This window comes from Phaeobacter sp. S60, assembly GCF_000826845.1.
GTDB lineage: Bacteria > Pseudomonadota > Alphaproteobacteria > Rhodobacterales > Rhodobacteraceae > Phaeobacter > Phaeobacter piscinae.
On the sequence record NZ_JSWJ01000003.1, the window covers coordinates 198,560 to 218,246 of the forward strand.

Here is a 19,687-nt window from a genome sequence, read left to right on the forward strand (position 1 = left end):
CGTCTGCGACGCGCCGAAATCGGGCTGCTGGATCGGACTGCTCCGGTGCTTGCTGCATCCTTGCTTCTGCGCCGCTTTCACAGAAACCAGTCTGAAGCCCCGATGGCAGTGATACCGCAACGGGCAGACCAGACCGTTTGCTCTGGCAATTGCTTCCGCCGCCATGGCGTGTATCTGCGGCAACTCGGTCCGGTTGACGGCCCGCGCGTCCTGCTGATCCACGGCTGGAATGCAGATGGGCGCATGATGATGCCGTTGGCGCGGGCGCTGGCGGATCAGGGTCTCAGAGTTGCTGTGCCGGATCTCCCCGGTACCGGCAAATCAGAGGGTCGGCCACGCAGTTTCGTAGCCTTAGCATTGATCCTTAATAAGTTATTTCTAAACGAAAAAACATATGACCTGGTCATCGGTCACTCCGCCGGTGGTCTGATTGCAATGATCGCGCTTGGTCAGGGTTTGAAGGCACAGCGACTGATGACCATCTCGGCGCCATCATCGCTGGCTCGCATGATGGATCTTTACCTGCGGTTCACGGGGCAGCCCGCGAGGACAGCACGTGCGCTGTTGGGTCGCTATGAGAACGTATGTGGCAGGCCATTGGCCGCAATCGGGCCGTCTGAATGCCGAGAGATGTCGATCCCGTTGAAGGTGGTCCACGCCAAGCACGACTGGCAAGTGCCCGCCTCTGAAGCCCAGGGCATCTGCGCCGCGAGAGAGGGTCTCACCCCCATCTATCTCGGGAATTGCAATCACAGAACCGTGCTGCACCATCCCGAACTAACAGGCCTGGTCGTTCATTTCCTGCAAGAGACCTCAGACAGGGAGGCGACCCATGCTTCATATCGTTGATTTCGAGTTGGATCACCCAGAACGAACCGAAGCTTTGGAGGAGGTTGCTGAGCAATTGTCCCTCAGCCGGAACCAGCGTCGAATGTTCTCCCGTTTCTTCGGCTTTGAGGCATTCCACTATGATGAGGCCGCGCCGCTGGAACAGATGACATCTGGCGCCGTGGATCGATTGTTGGCGCGTAATGAAAGCGGCGCTGCCGCGTTGAGTCATGTTGCGCATTGCCACACCTTGCCCGCGGTTACCTGTTTTGAAGGGGAAACTTCGCCGATCCTTGCCCCCTTCGCCGAGCGTGGGCTGGAGGTGTTCAGTGCCACAATGAACCATTGCGCCACAGGTCTGTCGATGCTTTGGGCCATGGAGCAGCTACTTGGTAAGGCGGACACCGGGCTAGTGCTGATTGCCGAGAAGGCCTTCCATCCTGACGTGCGGCTGATCGAAAACACGACGATCATGGGGGAGTGTGCGGCAGCGGTTCTTGTTCGGCGGGAACCGAGCCGCCTGCGGATTGTGGATAGTTACACCCTGCACGAGCCGCGCTTTTGGCAGAATACCGGACATCTGGACGAACCCTATCTGGAAGGGTTCGAAGACATGTATCTCGATTTTGCCTGCCGGACCCTGACAAAGGCATTGCAGCAGTTCAACCTCGACATGGGCGACGTTCGCTTCATCCTGCCGCACAACGTCAACATGGCCTCCTGGATCATGATGGCTCAGATCCTCGGGTTTGATCGTCACAAGGTTTGCCTGTCGACCATCGGGCGCTTTGGGCACTGCTTCGGGGCGGACCCGTTCATCAACCTAATGCAACTCATTGAGGAAGACTGCCTGAAGTCTGGCGACAGGCTCCTTCTGTTCAGCATCGGTCTTGGGGCCACTGCGACCTGCACTTTGGTCCAGGTCGGCTGATCTTTTTTTATTTCAAAGTATTGGAGAAGACAGATGACAGATCACCAATCGATTGTCCGCGACGCTCTGCAAGGTATAGGGCTTGGGCCGGAACGCGTAGAGGCGGCCTTGAACGGCAGCCCGATCTACGGGGTTTCGGGGCTCTTGAATTCGCTCGAGTTGGTTCAGTTCGTCACCGCGTTGGGTGAGGTCACGCGGATTGATCCGACCGAGTTCCTTTCCGCTGGCGAAAGCGAAATCAATACGGTTGTCTCGGGCATCAGTGCGCTCTGCGGTTTTCTGGAGAGCCGTATGTGCTTGGCGGAAGGAGTGTAGCGCATGACTACACTTTTTCCTGACACAGATCCGAGCGAAATTGCCGAGATCGCAGCGGTGGCCGGGACGCCGTTTTATCTCTATGACGCTGCGACCCTGCGCGGGCGGCTCGATGCCCTGCGCGCGGCGTTGCCGCAGGTAGAGTTCTTCTATTCTCTGAAATCCAATCCAAACCTCTCTGTGGCGCGGGTTTTGCATGACCATGGGGCGGGCTGCGAGGTCTCCTCGCTGCTAGAACTGGAGACCAGCCTCAAGGCCGGTGCGGCTCCGGAGCGCATCCTGATGGTCGGGCCAGGAAAGTCGGAGGCAGAACTGGCAAGGGCTGTCGATCTCGGGATCAAGGCCATCGTGGTTGAATCTGCCCATGAGTTGACCCAGATCGATGCGCTGGCGCGCCTGCGAGGCCGTGTTCAGAATGTCGCGCTTCGGATCAATCCGGATTTTCACGCGGGTGGTGCAAAGTTGAACATGAGTGGTCGACCCACGCAATTCGGCATTGATCAATCTGATCTTTCCGAAGTGTTGGTCAAGGCGGAAGATTGTGCACATCTGCGGGTGTGTGGGCTGCACGCATATATGGGCACGCGCATTCTGTCTTATGAAACTGTCGTCGCCAACGTGCGCAATATACTCAAACTTGCCACAGACATTGCGCCAACGCTTCGCTATGCCTTGGATTTCGTCGACGTTGGCGGCGGCTTTGGCATTCCCTACTACGAAGGTGAAAAAGAGCTGGATCTGGAGGCGCTGGGTCGAGAGGTCACGCCACTGGTTCAGGCCTTCTGTGCGGCTCATGAACAGACACGTGTTGTGATTGAACTGGGCCGTTATCTCTCTGGTCCATCCGGGCAGTTCGTGACCCGGGTGCAGCACATCAAAAACAGTAAGGGAGAGAACTTCGCTGTGTGCGATGGTGGCTCCAACGTACATGCAGCTGCAGCCGGGCAGGGGTTTTTGAGAAAAAACTTCCCCATCAGATTGCTGCGCGCCGGACAGATCGTTGGTGCCCATGACTCATCGTCAAATTGGACGCTGACCGGCCCCCTATGCACGCCGCAGGATGTGATCGGAAAATCGGTTGCCATGGCCTCACCGCAGGTCGGCGATCTGATTTCAATTGGACAGTCGGGTGCCTATGGGCCAAGCGCCTCACCGGTGAACTTCCTAGGTTTTGGTGCTCCCGCTGAAATCATGATTGATGGCGACGCCCTGACGCTCGTGCGGTCGCGCGATACCGTGGATGCACGTCTCGCCCTTCAGCAGCCCTCCGATCTACGCCGCTCTGGCAGCTCAGGCCCTGCTGCGCTTGCTGATCTTTACGCTGCGGTTCCCGGGAATGGTCTTGAAGGAACCCCCTTCGCGGATCCCTGCCTAGAGCGACTAAGCGGGTTGCAGCCCCTGTTTCGGGACGTCGGCGCCAGACTCGATCGCGATCCTGAAAGCTGGACCGCGCTTTGGGAAAATCCGACTGTACGAGCGCTCACAACCGTTGGCGTGCCGGAGGCGTTCAACGGGTTTCCGCTGCGCGACAGCGGCCTTGGGATTTCAGACTGCCCCTATGGGCTGCACGTCGCCATGGTCGAACGTCTCGCCCGGTTCGACGCCAACTGTATCCTGTCTCTACCAGGACCGTCGCTCTCCGGTGGCGCAGTATTGGCCACAGGGACCAAGGCTCAGATCGCGCGCTTCTTTGATGGTTACCGCTTTGGTCCGCAGGGCACATTCTTTGCCGTGACCGAACCCGATGCCGGTTCGGATGCTTCGAATGGGCGTAGCACGCTGAGCAGCAAGAAAGGGGGGCTCGTTCTCAATGGCGTGAAAACACTGGTCGGTGGGGTCGCGCGCGCTGAGATCGGCCTTTTTTTCGCCCATATCGAAGCGACGGGACGTATGGGGCTGGTCATGATCAGACCCTCCGATGCGCCAGAGTGTGTGAAGATCGAACGGCTTGGTACCAATGGTCTGCGGGGCGCCGATCTTTGCCAGTTGACCCTGACTGATTTCCCAGTAACCCAGGATATGGTCCTCGGCAGCAGCGGGCGCTCACTGCGTGATGGTTTCATGGCGATCAACGGCGTCTTTGAGCGCAACCGCCCGATGGTCGCGGCGATGGCGCTGGGATCAGGCCGCGGTCTGATTGAGCTGATGTTGGAAGACCCGGCGCGGCTACCATTCTACCAGGATCTGTTGGCGCGCCACACGGCGTTGCTCGTGCAGTTGGTCAAGGTGATCCGCGCTCAAGAAAGCGGTCGGCCCAAGGTTCAAGACATCAGTAAGATAAAGATGCAGGCGGTCAGTTTTGCCGACCAGGTGGTGCGCCGGATCACGGATCAAGATCCCATGCGGTTCCTGAAGGATGCGGAGCTGCGCCGCCGCTGCCGCGATGTAAAGGCCTTTGAATATATGGAGGGCACCAGCAATATCCATTTGTTGAACGCCTACCGGTCTTATGCGGCAGGAGTGATCCAATGAGCCTACGCATTGTCCCGGACAGCCTGATCTGCCGCGAATTTGGTGGCCTCGAGCCTGCTGACCCAAACTGGCTCAGAGAGCTGGACTATTGGGAGGATTATAATGCGCGGTTTTTTCGCGCCAATGGAAAAACCTATCAGCCCGGCGATAGCAATGTGGAAACATGGCTGACCGCGGATGATCGCGCGCCCTACGCAGCGATGACACGAGAGCTGCTGGATGAACTGTCAGGGCGAATGGATCTTTCCGACATTGATCTGGTGCTGCTGGCGCATTGGCTTCCAGATATCCACCTGGGTACGTCGGTGACCAATTTTGCGCTGCATCATCTTGGGGTGCAGGGTGGGTTTGGTTTCGCCATCTCTGACCGCGGCCTGACGGCCCCACTCTTTGCCATGCATTGTGCCGCACGCTATCTCTCCGCCGACCGTCGCAAGGCGCTGGTGCTGACGATGGATCAGAAGCACCTGCTGTACCGATCGCCGGTTGTTGAGGCATTGGATCCGGTCAATAGCGCTGCAGCTATGGTCCTTGAGCACGATGCATCACAAGGCATGAGCTATACCGGATATCGTCGCATGGCGCTTGCCGATCAGGACACCCCTTGGGAGGCCGTAGCGGAATTCTGTGCCGCGCAGGGGCAGGTGCCAGAAGACGTCTGCCTGATCGCACCTCCTGAGTTGTTGGCCTGCGCAGAACACCAAGGTCCAAGCAGAGCCCAATCCGCGCAGCTACTGAGCACCGCGCCCTTTGCTGCCCTAAAGGATGCTCAGGCCTCCACCTCGTGCAACGCGTATTTGCTGCTGACACTGGAACGCCATGCGGTCTCTGCAGTCATGATCCGTTCGGATGAGATGAGACTGGTGGCATGAGACTGACGGCGCTGGCAACCCATGTCCCGGACGGGCGCATCGATGCGGAGCAGATTATCCGTGATGCAGGCGGCACGCCCTCGGAGGCGCGGGTCTTTGAAAGACTGTTCGGGTTGGGTCAGGTCGCGGGTTGTTCCCGTTTGGAGACCCGTTTTGATCAGTTCATGCGTATCATGGAAGATCTGGAAGCGCAGAACGCTGATGCGCCGCCCCCGGATACATTGATCCATGTGCGTGGTCTACCAATGCGCGATGGTGTCTCCGGTGCGGTGATGCCGCGTTTGCGGAGAGAATTCAGCTTTTTGTCGCAGGTTCAGCAGAAATTCGATCTGGACCAGACCAATTGCGCCGGATTGATATGGGCGCTTGAACTGGCGCGCACGTTGCTCCGGGCCGGACGTGCGCGGGTAGTGGCCGTGGTTGCGGGCGACGGTCACGAGCGGTTGCGCCTCGCGGATCGCTATGTGCCGGGCAGCACTCTCATGGGGGATGCCTTCTGCGGTCTTTTGTTGATGGCCGACAGGTCTGCACCTGCGGATGCCGGTTTACACATCGGGCCTATATCGCTGGCTTGTCACCCGAGGTTCTCCTTTGGTTACAGGGGTACTTCGGCCCAAATGGGGACTTTCTTTGCGGCACATGGGCAGATCGTTTGTAAAACGCTTCAGGAGTTAGGGTTTGACTGGGATTGCCGGTCGGCTCTGCTTCCCCATAACGTCAACCGGCTTGCCTGGCATAGCTTCTGCGCCGAAACGGGAATTTCTGCGGATCGTGTTCGCCTCGGCCTGCTGCCGGATATCGGCCATTGTTACACCGTGGATCCCTTTCTGCTGCTTAAGCAAGAACTTATCAATCCCACCTCCAGCCTCAATAACGACCCGACCACCTCGGCCACGTTGATGTCGGTTGGCATGGGTGGCTACGCGGCCGGCTGCCAGGTGCGTGCTGCCGCCGTCCCCCCCTATTTTCCCAATCTGCAAAGGAGTGGCAGCCATGCTCTCTCAGCGTAATCTGCTTACGGATTTTCTTGAACAGGCCGCGTCAGACCATCCGCAATCGGTGGCAATCGAGGACAGCACAATACGGCTGACCTTTGCCGATATGCGTGATCGCGCTCTTCGGGTGGCATATCTGCTGAAAGAGCAGGGTGTTGCGCGCGGGGATCATGTCGTTCTCTGCATGAGCAATTCTGCGGGTTTCTGCGCAGCGTTCTGGGGGACGCTTTATGCAGGAGCCGTCGCGGTCCCGCTGAATACCGATACCAAGACCGCAAAACTCGCCTTCGTACTTGGTGATTGTGCCGCGACAGCGGTGATCCTTGACGCGGATCAATCCGCAAAGATCACTCAGGCGTTGCAGGTGACCGCCTCGGGTGCTGCCATGATCTCCTTCGGGACGGGAACATCCTTCTCTGCCGCACTGGAGGGAAACGGCGATCTGGGTGCTACGGCCCCGGCCATAGTGTTGGATCAGGATCTGGCGACGATCATCTATACCTCTGGCTCGACCGGGCGCCCCAAGGGCGTGATGCTGTCGCATCTCAATATGGTCAGCGCAGCCCGCTCAGTTGCTCAATACTTGGGGTATCACGCTTCGGATCGCATATTCTGCGCCATACCGATGAGCTTCGACTACGGCCTTCACCAGCTGACCATGGCCACGCTCGTCGGCGCATGCCTGCTTGTTGAACCCTCGTTCGCGCGGCCTCTCTTTGCGCTCCAGCGATTGGCCACGAGCCATGCGACGGTGTTTCCGATGGTGCCAACCATGGTCCCCCTTATTGCACCTTTGGCCGCACGCTACGATTTCTCCGCTGTACGCTGCATTTCCAGCACCGCAGCAGCGCTGCATGCGCCGTTCATTGACCAACTGGAAACCATCTTTCCCAATGCGACGGTGTTCTCCATGTACGGGCTCACCGAATGTCACCGCTGCACCTATCTGGATCCGACCGAGCTGACACGGCGCAGAACCAGCGTCGGCAAAGCGATCCCGAATACCGAACTTTGGGTGGTCGATGCGGAAGGGAATACCCACCGGCGCAATGCCACTGGGGAACTGGTTATTCGCGGTTCGACGGTGATGAAGGGGTATCTGAACAACCCTGAACAGTCCGCAGAGAAGCTGCGTCCCGGACCAATGCCCGGTGAGCAGGTGCTTTATACCGGCGACACCTGCCGCCTGGACGCCGAGGGGTTTGTTTATTTCATCAGCCGCTCTGATGACATCCTGAAGGTGGCCGGTGAAAAGGTGGCCCCTAGCGAGGTGGAAACCGCCCTCATCGCACACCCCGATGTGAACGAAGTCTGCGCGCTGGGCATGGAGCATCCAGTTTATGGTCAGCAGTGTTGCGCGGTGGTGAGTGGTCCAGATGGATCTTCGCCAGACAGCGTAGCTGCCCTGAAACGGTGGTGCTCGGACCGGCTGGAGGCCCATGTGGTGCCCGCCCGCATTCTGGTGGTCGACGCGCTGGCCCGAAATGGCAACGGCAAGATCGACCGCCAGATACTGCGTGAGTGGTTGGAGGCAGGCACTTCGTCCTCAAGGCAACCCGATGTCACCATCCAGCCGCGCGCTGAACCCGTCCCGTCCTGACCCGAGTGCGGTCCTGACCCATTTCCGAGGTATCAATATGCAAACTATCGAACAGATCATCACCGAGGCACTCATTGAACTGCTGGACATGCCCGACCACAGCCAGATTTCAATCGAAAGTCGCCTGCAAGAGGATCTCGGCGTGGACAGCGGTCTGCTGCTGGAATTGTTTATGGCCGTGGAGGAGAGCCTGCCACAGGCTGTTTTGGATCCGGCCGTTATGAAACCGGATGACATCACTACGGTTGGCAGCTTTGTCGGCATGGTGCGCGCCAGCATGGTCGAAGAGGCGTCGGCATGACCCGGCCATCGGCCGCCCCATCCGGGAACCTGGGAGCATATCGGCGGCTTCGGCAGATTTTCGCGACCTTTGAAGGCGAGCACAAACCAGCCTATTGCACATCTGAGGCCGATCTGAGCTATGCCGGGCTGTACAACCACGCCCGCTCACTGGCTGATCAGTTGCAAACACGTACCGGAGGTGGCCAGCGAAAGCCGATCCTAATCTTTGGTCACAAGGATATCCGTTATCCCGTAGCTTATTGGGCCTGTTTGCTGGCGGGACACCCGCTGATCCCAGTCGAGCCGGAAACACCAATCGCGCGGATCAGCCAGATTGCCGAAGCCTGTGGAGCGTCGGTGCTGTTATATGCAGCGGCTGACACTCTGCAATTCGCTTCGGAATTAGCCGGGACGCCTCTAACGGTCGTTCCGGTACCAGATCCCCTATCTCGATGCCGGCCTAGGGCAGCCCAACTGCCTCGCGTTGAAACCATTGCAGACCAGGATCATGCCTATGTGATGTTTTCCTCAGGCACCCTGGGGCAGCCGAAAGGCATCGCCGTTACCTATGCCAATCTAGTTGATTTCATCGGTTGGCTTGATGCGCTCTATCCGGACACGGTTGAAATGACCGCTGTCTCTGGCGTGATCCGCCATTGTTTCGATGTGTCCTTGTTCGAATTGTGGATGTCCTGGAGCCGCCGCATCCCATTGGTGGCGCTTGATCACGCTGACTTCGCAAATTCAACTGCCTATCTGGACCGTCTGGCAGAGCATGGCACCGGTCTTTGGGTTTCGACCCCCTCGATCACGCGGTTGTTCCTAAAGAACCGTCGTTTCAACGGGGCCCACTTGCCCCACCTGCGCAGCTTCGTGTTCTGCGGCGAGGTTCTGACGAAAAAAATCGCAGCGGCTCTCATCGATCGTTTCCCGGGCTGTCGCATAACCAATACTTATGGTCCCACTGAATGCACCGTCGCGGTAACCTCAGTGGATATCACTGACCGGCATATGAAGTCACAGTGGGATCTGCCGATCGGCGTAGCACGCCCCGGAACACGGCTTGAAAGTATGGCTCTGGCGGATGGGGGCGACGGTGGCGAGTTGCTCGTCCGTGGTGGCAGCGTCGGAGCAGGCTACGTCGGTCTGCCGGGCAAGACCAAAGCCGCCTTTCCCGAGCCGAACCTTTACCGAACAGGAGATCGTGGCTTTCTGGGCATGGACGGGCTCTGGTATTTCGTCGGCCGTATCGACCGCGAGGTCAAGATCCAGGGGGTTCGTATTAACCTCAATGACATCGAGACCCATCTGCGCAATTTGCCAGAGGTCGAAGATGTGGTGGTCGAACCTCAGATGCTGCGCGGCGTCCCCCACGCCCTGGCGGCGTATGTTCTGGGGCCGTGCAAACTTGCTGATCTTACCCAGTTGCCAGCACGGCTGGCCGCTGAGCTGCCGCCCTATCTGGTGCCGCGATATTGGTATGCGGATTTCCCCGCGGGCCTGAATCAGAATTCCAAATTTGATCGTTCACGGCTGGCAGATGCTGCCGCACATGCCCGCTTGCGCCACATTCACATGCCGTCAAACGTTGCCCAGGTTGCACAGGAGGAGCCCGCATGACCCAGCAGGAGATCCCGATCTTCGATGCCAACTCAACCATGTTCCAGAATATTGGCCTGTTGAAAGTGGCAGAAACGGCGACACGTCAGCATGGCGATATCGTCGCCATCCGTGTCAGCGACACCCGAGATCTCTATATCGCGGGCAACCCCGAGTGCTTCCACTACTGGCGCAGCCATCAGGGGCATTTTCAGACGGATCTCGGCGATATTGCCAGCAATCAGGCGATCACGCGGATGTTGCTGGGCGACGAGCTGCAGGACCCGCGTTGGAGTGATATCTGGGTACTGACTGCCAATCGGATGTCAGCGATAGCGCGCGATTTCGACGGCTGGCTTGAAACCGCATTGGCAGAGGCCACAAAAACGCTGATCCGGGATCTACCGCAGGACGGCACCGCTGTTGATCTGCGCGACCTGTGTCGTGACTGGTCCATTCGTGCGGTCTGCCCGGCGATCTTCGGCGCGGATATCGACGTTGCCGAGATCGCGCAGGGGGTGGCCGATGTCGAAGGCTTCTACTTCGCTATGAGTACACAGGACGCGGCCGAAACCGCCGATCACGAGAAAATGCCGGAATTCCAAGCTGCGCGCGGTTTCTTGGACAAAGCCATCTCGGCAGCATTGAACGGCAGCACAGGGTCTGACAGCAACCTGATTGCACAGATCGCTACAGCCATTCCCCCCGATGTGTCCGCAGCTGATCGCCTCAATCTCCTGCGACCCACCGTAGGGCATGTGATCACGGAGAAGCTGAACATAGGCGGTCTCAGTCTGTTGTGGACCTTGGTTCAGCTTGCGCAGGATCCGAAGCTGGTCGCTGATATCCGCACCGAGTGTCTTGGGAAGGACCCGTTGAAGATGTCAGATTTAGACAGCCCGCTGGCCAGTTCCACGGTCAAGGAAGGGCTGAGGCTATTTCCCGAATTGCCCTTCATTTATCGCATCACCAGCGAAGCGGTTACAATGGGAGACTATGTAATTCCGTCAGGGGCAACCGTGGTTTTTGCGCCTTGGCTGATACAGCGCGACCCCCGGTTCTGGGAGGCGCCCAAACGGTTTCAGGGAGATCGTTTCCTGGAGCAGACCAAACACGATGCCCACTATTTTCCGTTTGGCGTTGGCGCTCGCATCCGCTCACGTGCCAATTTCATGCTGCATCAGCTGACCCTTGCGGCTCGGACCATTTGCAGCTCCCAAACCTTCGCCCTGTCACCGGAATGTCCGCGCGGCAATATTCGTCCCCTGCTGCGCTCTGCCCTTATACCCCGAGGTGCTGTGCCGGTTGTCTTCAACCCGTGTACCAGTTCAGCAGAACCAGTGGACGACCACGCGCTTGCCGACGCGCCCCAATGACGCGCGGCCAATCAGGATTCACTGAAAAAGGAAGACCGCAGATGTTTGAGACATTTATTGCAGAGCTCCGTGAAACCCTCTTGGCCGGAGGCGCGCGTCAAGCCTTGATCACCTCTGATCGCACGGTCAGCTTTGGTGAATTGGCAGGCCGGGTCGAGGGGATATTAGAGGCGCTTGGCAAGATGCCAGAGGGTCTCAGCATGATTGTTGGCCATAAGGAGCCCGATTGTATCGCTGCAATGGTAGCCTGTGCGATGGCGGGGCGTCCTTTCACCTTTGCGGATCGCGCGACGCCGCGCGACCGTATGCAGCAGATCGCCATCACAGCAGGCGCCAGCCATATCCTTGCCTATGGTCAGGAAACCCTGCCGGAAACCCTGCCGGTTCTCACCCTGAAGGACTTGCCGACACGGCGTCCGCGGTTCGACATAGGGACGTCTCATAGGCCCGAGGGTACCTTTTATGTGATCTTTACCTCTGGCAGTACAGGAACACCCAAAGGGGTACCGATTTCACGGTCCAACTACATGGCCTTGCATCGCTGGTACACGCCCCTGTTAGCTGCTGTCAGGCCAGAGGGCGCCCATGTCAATCATGCCAGTATGGCCTTTGATATGGGGATGTTCGACCTCTGGCCTACACTGTCACTGGGGCGCCCGGTGCAGTTGCTGAACCATGCCAACAACATTATGCCACGCAACAATATCCGCCACCTGACACGCGACGAGGGCGCGTCTGTTGCTTCTTGGGCCTCGACACCCTCTCTGCTCCAGCTGATGTGTACAGATCCGCAGTTCTGTGCCGGATACCTGCCGGATCTGCGTTTCTTTGTCATTGGAGGTGAGATGTTACCCGGAGCCTTGGTCCAGGAACTGCAAAAGCGGTTCCCGCTGGCGCAGATTCTGAATGGATACGGCCCCTCCGAGGCAACATGCGCGACCCATCTTTACCCGATCAGCCAAGCTGATGCGCGTGCTGATGGTCCGATGAAAATCGGCCCGGCGGTGGGCGAGACGCAGATGCAGATCGTCGACCATGCCGGGTGTGAGGTCCGGAGCGGAGAAGAGGGGGAGCTGGTACTTTTGGGGCCGCAGGTGATCAGCCACTACCTGCCACAAGATCACCCGGCCAATATGGCATTGAGCCAACAGGGCGGGGTCAATTGCTATCACACCGGCGACCGTGCCCGCCTGGATGCCGACGGAAACCTTGTTCTACTGGGGCGGATCGACCGGCAGGTCAAACTCTTGGGTAACCGAGTTGAACTTAACGAGATCGAACGCATCGCCGAAGATTACCCGTCGGTGTGCAGGGCCGTATGCCTGCCGCAAAAGGATGCAGCGGGCCGCATAACTGGATTGCAGCTCTTTGTGGAGCCATCGGCTGGTCAGACCTGCCGCCGTGACGGGTTGCTGGCACATATGGGACGACAGCTCTCGGCGCAGGTTTTGCCGCGCGAGCTGCGTCTCGTGTCGCAGTTCCCTATAACCCGCAATGGCAAGCTTGATACCCAAGCCTTGCTGGCCGGGGCGGCGGATCTACCCGTGTCATCCGCGTCTGAGCCGTTGGCCCGCAACCCGTTGATGGGGGCAACACCGTGAGCCTGTCTTCCAAAACCCCCGCTCCCCGGTGGCCGCACCGGAGCGCTGCTGTGGTCGGATCTGGCTTTGCAGGCATGGTGGCAGCGGCAGCCTTAGCACGGGTTTTCGGCACCGTCTGGCTGATTGATCGTGAGGGCCACGCTGACAGCCCTGCCATGCGCAAAACCGTGCCACAGGCGGCCCATGTTCACGCGCTTCTGCAATCGGGTCAGGACGTGCTGGCGGAGATGTTTCCCGGCTTCGAGCGCCTGGCCATCACCAATGGCAGCCTGCCGCTAAAAGTCCGATCCGGCTGGCGCAGCTTCAGCGCGGGACGCTGGTTGCCACCTGTAGACACCGGAGTGCAGGTTCTGTCGCAGACGCGTCCGGCCCTAGACCACCTGATCCGCCAACAGGTCACGGCTCTCCCGGCCATCCGCCCGGTTCTCGGGCGTGCCGTGGGATTGCTGGTTGACGATCTGGGTACTATTAGTGGCCTGCGCCTGTTGCAGGACGGGACGGAGCGTGATCTGGCAGCAGATCTGGTGATCGACGCGGCCGGGAGGGCAGATCAGGGAGCGGCCTGGTTGTCCGCTCTGGGGTATGCCGCACCGCCAGTTGAAACCGGCTATCCGGAGGTGCGGTATGTCTCGGGGCTGTTCACCCGCCAGATCGATCGCGGAGATGATCTGGCGGGGTGGCTCAACTTTGCCGCAGCGCCGATGACGCGCGGCGGGGTTCTGGCTCCGGTTGAGGGAGGGCGCTGGATGGCCACGGCAACCTGCCGTTTTGATACGCCAGCCCCTGCAACGCCGGCTGAGTTTCGCGCCTTCCTTGAGGCCTTGCCGGATGACAAGATCGGCAGCTTGCTGACGACTGAAAACCTGATCAGCGATTTAAAGAGCTATCGCATCGCCTCCGTACGGTTCAACCGGTTCGATCAGGCCGCACAATCGCTGCCGCGTGGATATCTTCCCATCGGTGACCGGATCGCGACCTTCAATCCGTTGTATGGTCAGGGGATGTCAGTGGCCGCGCTCCAGTGTCAGGCGCTCTGGGATGCGCTATCGCAGGTGACAACCGCGGGCGCGGATTGCGACTGGCGCCGCGCACTTGCAACGTCCTATTTGTCGCGCGCACTTGTCCCGGCAGAGGCGGCCTGGCTCATCGGCCAGGCCAGCGATATGGAGTATCCGGCTTACCGGGGTCATCCCTCGGCAGCAGCAATTTCCCTCAACCGCGACCTGCGCCGCGCATTTGCGGCTTCGATCGGACGCCCGGAGCGGATGCGTCGCATTGACCGGGTGCTGCACCTACTCGAGCCACTCTCGCATTTGACTGCAACAGACCATTGTTCTGCTGACAGTAATGACCCCCAGCCAAGCCCTGTCGCGCCCCCCGGGCGCGAGATTACGCCTGCGTTGAATTGATAAAAGGAATTGTCCGATGAAACTTTATACCACGGCTCCGCCCTCGGTTCGTTCCAGCGCCGGAGACTATTTGACCCAGGTTGCTGATATCGCTCGCTGGCATGAAGACGCCGGTGTCGAGGGTATGCTGATCTACACCGATAACTCGCTGATGGATCCCTGGACGGTTGCACAGGCCGCGATAGAGCGCACCTCGCGTTTTGTGCCGCTGGTGGCGACCCAACCGCTCTATATGCATCCGCTTGCGGCCGCACGTAAGATTTCCTCCCTTGGGTTTCTCTATGGCCGCCGACTGGCGTTGAACATGGTTGCTGGTGGATTCGTCAGGGATCTGAAGCAGCTTGGTGATCAGGCCGAACACGATCCGCGCTATGACCGCCTCACCGAATATACCCAGATCCTGATGGCGCTTTTGCACGGAGAAACCGTTACGCTGAACGGCGATTACTACCAGGTAGAGGGCTTGCGTCTTGAACCGTCGCTGGATCCTGCGCTGATGCCAGATCTCTTCGTTTCCGGCATGTCCCCGGCCTGCCGGGCCACCGCCGCAACACTGGGTGCGACACGGCTCAGCTATACCAAGCCCCGCGAACAGCTGGATCAGGCAGCGGTTTCAGACAAGAACCTTGGCGTCCGTTTCGGTGTCATCACCCGGCCCAACAGCGCAGACGCCTGGGACGAGGCCCGCGCACGTTTCCCCGCTGACCGGCGCGGTCAACTGGCCCACCGCATGGCGCAGGCAACCTCTGACTCCATCTGGCACCAGCAGATCTCAGCGGCGGCGGAGGAGCTGGAGGACGCACGCGCGGGGGCCTATTGGTTGTTCCCGATCAAGAACTACAAAACGTTCTGCCCCTATCTCGTCGGCAGCTATGAAGAGGTTGCGGATTATATTCAGAGTTACATCTCGCTAGGGTTTGAAGCCCTGATACTTGACGTTCCCCGAGGTCCGGAAGATCTGGCCCATACTATGCGTGCCTTTGATCTTTGCCAGCAGCCTGTGGTCTGAAGGGGCAGGTATGTTCAAGCGTACATTATTCGAACAAGACCACGAGATCCTGCGCCACCAGGTCGCCGATTTCCTGGACGCACAGGTGGTGCCGGATCATGCCGGTTGGGCAGCCAGCAGGAAGGCGCCACGCGCGATCTGGCAGCAGGCCGGAGCGGCCGGTCTTCTGTGTCGCACGATACCTCAGGAGTATGGTGGGCACGGTGGGGATTTTCGGCAATCCGTTGTCATTATCGAAGAAATTGCCAAACGGCGGCTCTGTGGGATTCTCACGTTTCTCCAAAGCGATATCGTTGCTCCCTATCTGCATCGCCTTGGCAGTGACCATCAGCGGCAGGAGTATTTGCCCGGTTTGTGCTCCGGGCAGCGCATCGGGGCCGTTGCCCTGACAGAGCCGCAAGGAGGCTCTGACCTCCATCAAATCAGCTGCCAGGCGGAGTCTGACGGCGACGAGATTATTCTAACGGGGCAGAAGACGCATATTTCAAACGGATCCGAGGCGGATATCATAATCGTTGCAGCACGCAGTGCCGGTGCAAGGGGCACATCAGGGCAGGCCGAAAGCTTCGACATGGTTCTTGTCGAGGCCGGTACCGAAGGGCTCCTCCGCAGCCGGATTGACAAGACCGGCATGCCCGCTTTGGACACCAGCCATCTTCGCTTTGATGGTTGCCGGATACCCAAGGGGAACCTGCTGGGTGCCAGCGGTATGGGCTTTTTCTACCTCGTGAGTTTCCTCAGCATTGAGCGCCTGGTCCTGGCCATTTATGCGCAGGCGATGATGGAGGCGCTGCTTAAGGAAACTGTAAAACTGTGCAATATGCGCAAGAGCGCCCATGGCTCAACGCTGGACTATCAGGCCACGCAATTCCGGCTTGCCGATCTCTATAGCGACGCGATCGCCAACAGATCCTTTGTTGATAGCTGCATCGCTGACCACGTGGCAGGGCGTCTGGACAACCGGAATGCCTGTATTGCCAAGCTGCGCAGCACCGAACTGTTGGGAAGGGTTGCCGCCGCCAAGCTGCAGCTCTCGGGTGCGCGCGGGTTCTGTGCAGACAGCGCTGAGGAGGCGACGCGGGATGTGGTGGATAGCGCAGTGCAGACCGTCTGGGGCGGCAGCAGTGAGGTCATGCGCAACGTGATCGGCAGCAGCCTTGTCAATATTCTGTGAGGCAGCGATGTGACTGGACCTGAGAGCGGTGCCCGTCTGCAACCTTTGCAGCGCGGAGATGTTCACCTGTGGCAGGGGACGACCTGTCGTGACCGCGGGAGATCGCTTGATCTTTCCGTTCTGTCAGATGCTGAACGCTACCACCTTGATGGCCTGCCTCTACCCGGGGCGCGCGCCCTCTACCTTGCCTCTCACCTGGCTTTACGCCGGATCCTAGCCATCTATGACGGTCGCCCGCCGCGGGCTCTCAGGTTCACGAGAGCTGAGGGCGGCAAGCCCAGACTGGTTGATGGGCGTGGTCTCGAATTCAACCTGTCGCACTCAGGTGAGATGTGGGTGTTGGCAGTAGCCCGACATTACGCCGTTGGGGCTGATATTGAGCGACTTCGCAATGGCGACCGGTCAGAGGAGGTTGCGCGTCGTTTCTTTGCAGCGGAGGAATGCAGTGCTGTCGCGGGATGTCCGCGGCACCTGCGATCAGAGCATTTCACGCAGATATGGACCATGAAAGAGGCTTATATCAAGGCGACCGGGCAGGGGTTGGCATTGCCGCTGAACAGCTTTGCAGTCAGTTATACTGATAGCGCGCCTGAAGTGCTCCGCAGTGCGGTGGGTGCTGTCTCGGATTGGACAATAAGCTGTTGGGCACCGGCTGCAGGCTACCGGGCGGCTGTCGCCGTGCACAGAGCCGACGCCCGGGTTCACCATTTCAGCTTCGTAGAGGAGGATGACCCGGCGGTCTCGGGTTCTCTTTTGCGAAAACCGCATCCTGTCCGTCCTTAATCCCCATTCAGGACGCAACTGCGCCGGTGCTCGGGCAAGATGGCGCCATGCACCAGAGACTCTGATGAGACTTCAAGCCAAGACATATGTCACATCACCCGGTCGTGGTGTGACAGTTTGCCACCCGACAGCAGCTACAGGAGCTATCCGATGACCGCCTATACCGTTCGCCCGCAAGTTCGTTCACCACTGATCCGTCTTCTCGCCGCTGCAATGGCGACATTGGGTATCGGCAGTGGCGCCGCAACTGCCAAGAATGTACCACTCCCGGAATTATCCGCCCCGATCACCACCGTGCGGCTGGTCGGCGACGAAACCGCCTTGAAGCTGACCAACAGCCAAGGCGCGGTCCAGCCACTGGAAATTTCGACTGCAAACAGCTTGGGATGCGGTCTGGAAGCACAGGTGAAGCAAAGCGGCAAAACCCTTGAAATCCACCTGACACGCTCTGGGCTGCGTAGCAGCTGGTGGTGCGAACCAAAGCTTCACATCTCTATGCCAACGGATCTCGGGCTAAAGGTTGAAATCGGTAGGCTGGTGGCCGACATCCAGGGTGCATTTGGCGTGGTCGAAATCGCGTCGGAAAACTCAGTGGTGAATTTCACAGGGGATGCCGCCCGTTTCAAACTGACCGGCGCCAAGGCGATCTCACGGCTGGAGTTCGGCCCCGATACAAAACGGGAAAACGTGGATGTGAACGTGCCTTTGAACCTGTCCCACATCTCTTTTCACACCAACTAGAGCGTATCAGCGCGCACAAATTGAAGGCTGTCCAAACAGACCACATCGGCAGCAATCCTCCACTTTTCATAGGGGGATGTCACAAAGTAAGGCAAAGCAATTGTGCAGTTGGTCCACAACCTGTTATAGAGCAGATAGATATTGAATATACTTATGGGAGGTTTTGCCCCCCCGTGAGGAAACGAACTGACGTAGGGTGATACAAAGGGTGCGATCGCGGTGCAGAATCACTCAGGCCGTCGCGGGATTGCCCTATGTTGTCGCGCCGATATCCGGTTCCCGATACCGCAGGGTTGAGCCACCAGATCGCCTTCACCCTTGCACGCAGGCAGACCCTGCGTCCTGCCCGGTGGGATGCGCGATCAGTCCAGCCGTTCACACGCGTCGGCCAACCGCCGACGCTGAGACCGCCCACCGCGGCGACACAGTTGTTTCATCTAACCCGGGCATTGTTACGCCCAGCAAACAGGCGTGCCGCATGGTCTCCGCCTGCGTCGCAGTGATGCAAGACGGCCGTCAATACTAGGGCAGCAAAAGAATGATTTTCATACCGATTGAGTTCATGTTTTCAGCACAGATGATGTTCTTGTTTATTCATGTGGTCAGAAACGATGACACGGCCAACAAAAACAAACCGTTTTTGCTGCTTATTCTGCTGAGCGCGGTTCAGTCGTTTTTGCTGGGTCTGCGGTGGGGCTATGATGTTGAAGCCACGTCCTACATTGTGCCGATACTGGCCACTTTGCTGCCGGCTCTGGTCTATGCTGGTGTGTTGAATGTTATTGAGCGCGACCGCTGGCCACTGGCGCAGCGGATGGTGGTCTATTACCTGCCGACCGTTCTGGTGGTCGGGCTGACGCTCTTCTGGCGCGAGGCAGTTGATATAGTCGTGGTGATAACCTTCCTGGCCTATGCGGTGGTCATTCTTCGGCTGCTGTTGCCGGGGACCGATGCGCTGGGGATCACTCCGCTGGACGGCGCGGATTCTACCTACCGCGCAATCTTCTTTGCGGCGCTGTCTCTGCTGTCCTTTGCGTTGATCGACACGATCCTGTTTCTGAGCTTCATCTGGAAGCATGTGGACCACGTGCCGTCGGTGATCCTGTTCGCAAATTTTGCAGCCTTGGTGATGCTCGGCTTGGCTGCAACACTTGCCAGCAATAGCAAAACCCCGCCGCAGGACACGCCGCAGCCACGCCGACTGGATGAGGAGGAACTGAGTGGCTCGGCTACTATCCAGCGGATCGAGGAACTCATGAATGACGATCATGTCTATCGAGATGCCAATCTGAACCTCGAAAGACTGGCACGCAAAGCGCTGATCCCATCGCGGCAAATTTCACAAGCAATCAACCGCTCTGTGGGCATGAATGTATCGCAATATGTCAACGGCTACCGCATCGCAGAGGCCTGCGATCTGTTGCAGGCGACACGCCGGTCAGTCACGGATATCATGTTCGATGTGGGCTTTCAGACGAAGTCCAACTTCAATCGAGAATTTCGCCGGGTAACCGGTATGACCCCGCAGGCATGGCGCATGAAATATACTCCGGCTGCTGAGGATCCCACAGCCGAACCAAACACCGGCTGCGCCGCGGCACAAGGGGGCACGACCTGATGCGAAGTACTTGCTAAGGGGAAGTACTTGCTAAGGGATGGACGGCAAGACTCTGACGCGGTCCGAAACAGAGAGACGTTCC

At 58.8% G+C, this 19,687-nt stretch carries 17 protein-coding genes; all 17 read left to right on the top strand.

Annotation, left to right across the window (positions count from 1 at the left end):
• Positions 1-102: 102 nt before the first annotated feature.
• The 17 genes from OO25_RS02535 to OO25_RS02615 all read left to right on the top strand — a co-directional run bounded on the left by OO25_RS02535 (position 103) and on the right by OO25_RS02615 (position 19,605).
• A complete protein-coding gene (locus tag OO25_RS02535; RefSeq protein ID WP_242406966.1) occupies positions 103-849 on the top strand; it encodes an alpha/beta fold hydrolase in 747 nt (248 codons plus the stop codon).
• Complete coding sequence (locus OO25_RS02540; RefSeq protein WP_040178318.1) at positions 833-1,759, top strand: 3-oxoacyl-[acyl-carrier-protein] synthase III C-terminal domain-containing protein; 927 nt, start codon at positions 833-835, stop codon at positions 1,757-1,759. The genes OO25_RS02535 and OO25_RS02540 overlap by 17 nt, the downstream gene beginning before the upstream one ends.
• Before the next feature lie 33 nt (positions 1,760-1,792).
• A complete protein-coding gene (locus OO25_RS02545; protein WP_040178319.1) occupies positions 1,793-2,074 on the top strand; it encodes a hypothetical protein in 282 nt (93 codons plus the stop codon).
• Positions 2,075-2,077: 3 nt separating this feature from the next.
• Positions 2,078-4,546: an acyl-CoA dehydrogenase family protein gene (locus OO25_RS02550; RefSeq protein ID WP_040178321.1), complete on the top strand. Its 2,469-nt coding sequence runs from the start codon at positions 2,078-2,080 to the stop codon at positions 4,544-4,546.
• A complete protein-coding gene (locus tag OO25_RS02555) occupies positions 4,543-5,418 on the top strand; it encodes a hypothetical protein (protein ID WP_040168853.1) in 876 nt (291 codons plus the stop codon). Before OO25_RS02550 ends, OO25_RS02555 begins: the two co-directional genes overlap by 4 nt.
• A complete protein-coding gene (locus OO25_RS02560) occupies positions 5,415-6,428 on the top strand; it encodes a hypothetical protein (protein WP_040178322.1) in 1,014 nt (337 codons plus the stop codon). The genes OO25_RS02555 and OO25_RS02560 overlap by 4 nt, the downstream gene beginning before the upstream one ends.
• Positions 6,412-8,013, top strand: a complete 1,602-nt coding sequence (locus tag OO25_RS02565; protein WP_040178323.1) for a class I adenylate-forming enzyme family protein — start codon at positions 6,412-6,414, stop codon at positions 8,011-8,013. The genes OO25_RS02560 and OO25_RS02565 overlap by 17 nt, the downstream gene beginning before the upstream one ends.
• A 37-nt stretch (positions 8,014-8,050) precedes the next feature.
• The gene (locus OO25_RS02570) at positions 8,051-8,314 is read left to right on the top strand and encodes an acyl carrier protein (RefSeq protein ID WP_040168857.1); all 264 of its coding nucleotides are present in this window, start codon (positions 8,051-8,053) and stop codon (positions 8,312-8,314) included.
• Complete coding sequence (locus OO25_RS02575) at positions 8,311-9,915, top strand: AMP-binding protein (RefSeq protein ID WP_040178325.1); 1,605 nt, start codon at positions 8,311-8,313, stop codon at positions 9,913-9,915. The genes OO25_RS02570 and OO25_RS02575 overlap by 4 nt, the downstream gene beginning before the upstream one ends.
• The gene (locus OO25_RS02580; RefSeq protein WP_040178326.1) at positions 9,912-11,270 is read left to right on the top strand and encodes a cytochrome P450; all 1,359 of its coding nucleotides are present in this window, start codon (positions 9,912-9,914) and stop codon (positions 11,268-11,270) included. Before OO25_RS02575 ends, OO25_RS02580 begins: the two co-directional genes overlap by 4 nt.
• 41 nt (positions 11,271-11,311) lie before the next feature.
• A complete protein-coding gene (locus OO25_RS02585; RefSeq protein ID WP_052465582.1) occupies positions 11,312-12,871 on the top strand; it encodes an AMP-binding protein in 1,560 nt (519 codons plus the stop codon).
• Between the two features lie 50 nt (positions 12,872-12,921).
• Positions 12,922-14,280: a hypothetical protein gene (locus OO25_RS02590; RefSeq protein WP_242406967.1), complete on the top strand. Its 1,359-nt coding sequence runs from the start codon at positions 12,922-12,924 to the stop codon at positions 14,278-14,280.
• 16 nt (positions 14,281-14,296) lie between these two features.
• Complete coding sequence (locus tag OO25_RS02595) at positions 14,297-15,289, top strand: LLM class flavin-dependent oxidoreductase (RefSeq protein WP_040168866.1); 993 nt, start codon at positions 14,297-14,299, stop codon at positions 15,287-15,289.
• Positions 15,290-15,299: 10 nt separating this feature from the next.
• Positions 15,300-16,463, top strand: coding sequence for an acyl-CoA dehydrogenase family protein (locus OO25_RS02600; protein ID WP_040178329.1), 1,164 nt, complete (start codon positions 15,300-15,302; stop codon positions 16,461-16,463).
• A gap of 330 nt (positions 16,464-16,793) precedes the next feature.
• Positions 16,794-17,246, top strand: a complete 453-nt coding sequence (locus OO25_RS23170) for a 4'-phosphopantetheinyl transferase superfamily protein (RefSeq protein ID WP_242406980.1) — start codon at positions 16,794-16,796, stop codon at positions 17,244-17,246.
• 150 nt (positions 17,247-17,396) lie between these two features.
• Positions 17,397-17,987: a hypothetical protein gene (locus tag OO25_RS02610; RefSeq protein ID WP_040178330.1), complete on the top strand. Its 591-nt coding sequence runs from the start codon at positions 17,397-17,399 to the stop codon at positions 17,985-17,987.
• A gap of 538 nt (positions 17,988-18,525) precedes the next feature.
• Positions 18,526-19,605, top strand: a complete 1,080-nt coding sequence (locus OO25_RS02615) for an AraC family transcriptional regulator (RefSeq protein ID WP_082035277.1) — start codon at positions 18,526-18,528, stop codon at positions 19,603-19,605.
• The last annotated feature ends 82 nt before the right edge of the window (positions 19,606-19,687 follow it).

Coding starts and splice junctions, on each gene's coding strand:
- OO25_RS23170 (WP_242406980.1), top strand. CDS start 16,794: ATGTGGGTGTTGGCAGTAGCCCGACATTACGCCGTTGGGGCTGATATT.
- OO25_RS02600 (WP_040178329.1), top strand. CDS start 15,300: ATGTTCAAGCGTACATTATTCGAACAAGACCACGAGATCCTGCGCCAC.
- OO25_RS02555 (WP_040168853.1), top strand. CDS start 4,543: ATGAGCCTACGCATTGTCCCGGACAGCCTGATCTGCCGCGAATTTGGT.
- OO25_RS02545 (WP_040178319.1), top strand. CDS start 1,793: ATGACAGATCACCAATCGATTGTCCGCGACGCTCTGCAAGGTATAGGG.
- OO25_RS02580 (WP_040178326.1), top strand. CDS start 9,912: ATGACCCAGCAGGAGATCCCGATCTTCGATGCCAACTCAACCATGTTC.
- OO25_RS02595 (WP_040168866.1), top strand. CDS start 14,297: ATGAAACTTTATACCACGGCTCCGCCCTCGGTTCGTTCCAGCGCCGGA.
- OO25_RS02615 (WP_082035277.1), top strand. CDS start 18,526: ATGATTTTCATACCGATTGAGTTCATGTTTTCAGCACAGATGATGTTC.
- OO25_RS02560 (WP_040178322.1), top strand. CDS start 5,415: ATGAGACTGACGGCGCTGGCAACCCATGTCCCGGACGGGCGCATCGAT.
- OO25_RS02540 (WP_040178318.1), top strand. CDS start 833: ATGCTTCATATCGTTGATTTCGAGTTGGATCACCCAGAACGAACCGAA.
- OO25_RS02610 (WP_040178330.1), top strand. CDS start 17,397: ATGACCGCCTATACCGTTCGCCCGCAAGTTCGTTCACCACTGATCCGT.
- OO25_RS02535 (WP_242406966.1), top strand. CDS start 103: ATGGCAGTGATACCGCAACGGGCAGACCAGACCGTTTGCTCTGGCAAT.
- OO25_RS02550 (WP_040178321.1), top strand. CDS start 2,078: ATGACTACACTTTTTCCTGACACAGATCCGAGCGAAATTGCCGAGATC.
- OO25_RS02585 (WP_052465582.1), top strand. CDS start 11,312: ATGTTTGAGACATTTATTGCAGAGCTCCGTGAAACCCTCTTGGCCGGA.
- OO25_RS02575 (WP_040178325.1), top strand. CDS start 8,311: ATGACCCGGCCATCGGCCGCCCCATCCGGGAACCTGGGAGCATATCGG.
- OO25_RS02570 (WP_040168857.1), top strand. CDS start 8,051: ATGCAAACTATCGAACAGATCATCACCGAGGCACTCATTGAACTGCTG.
- OO25_RS02565 (WP_040178323.1), top strand. CDS start 6,412: ATGCTCTCTCAGCGTAATCTGCTTACGGATTTTCTTGAACAGGCCGCG.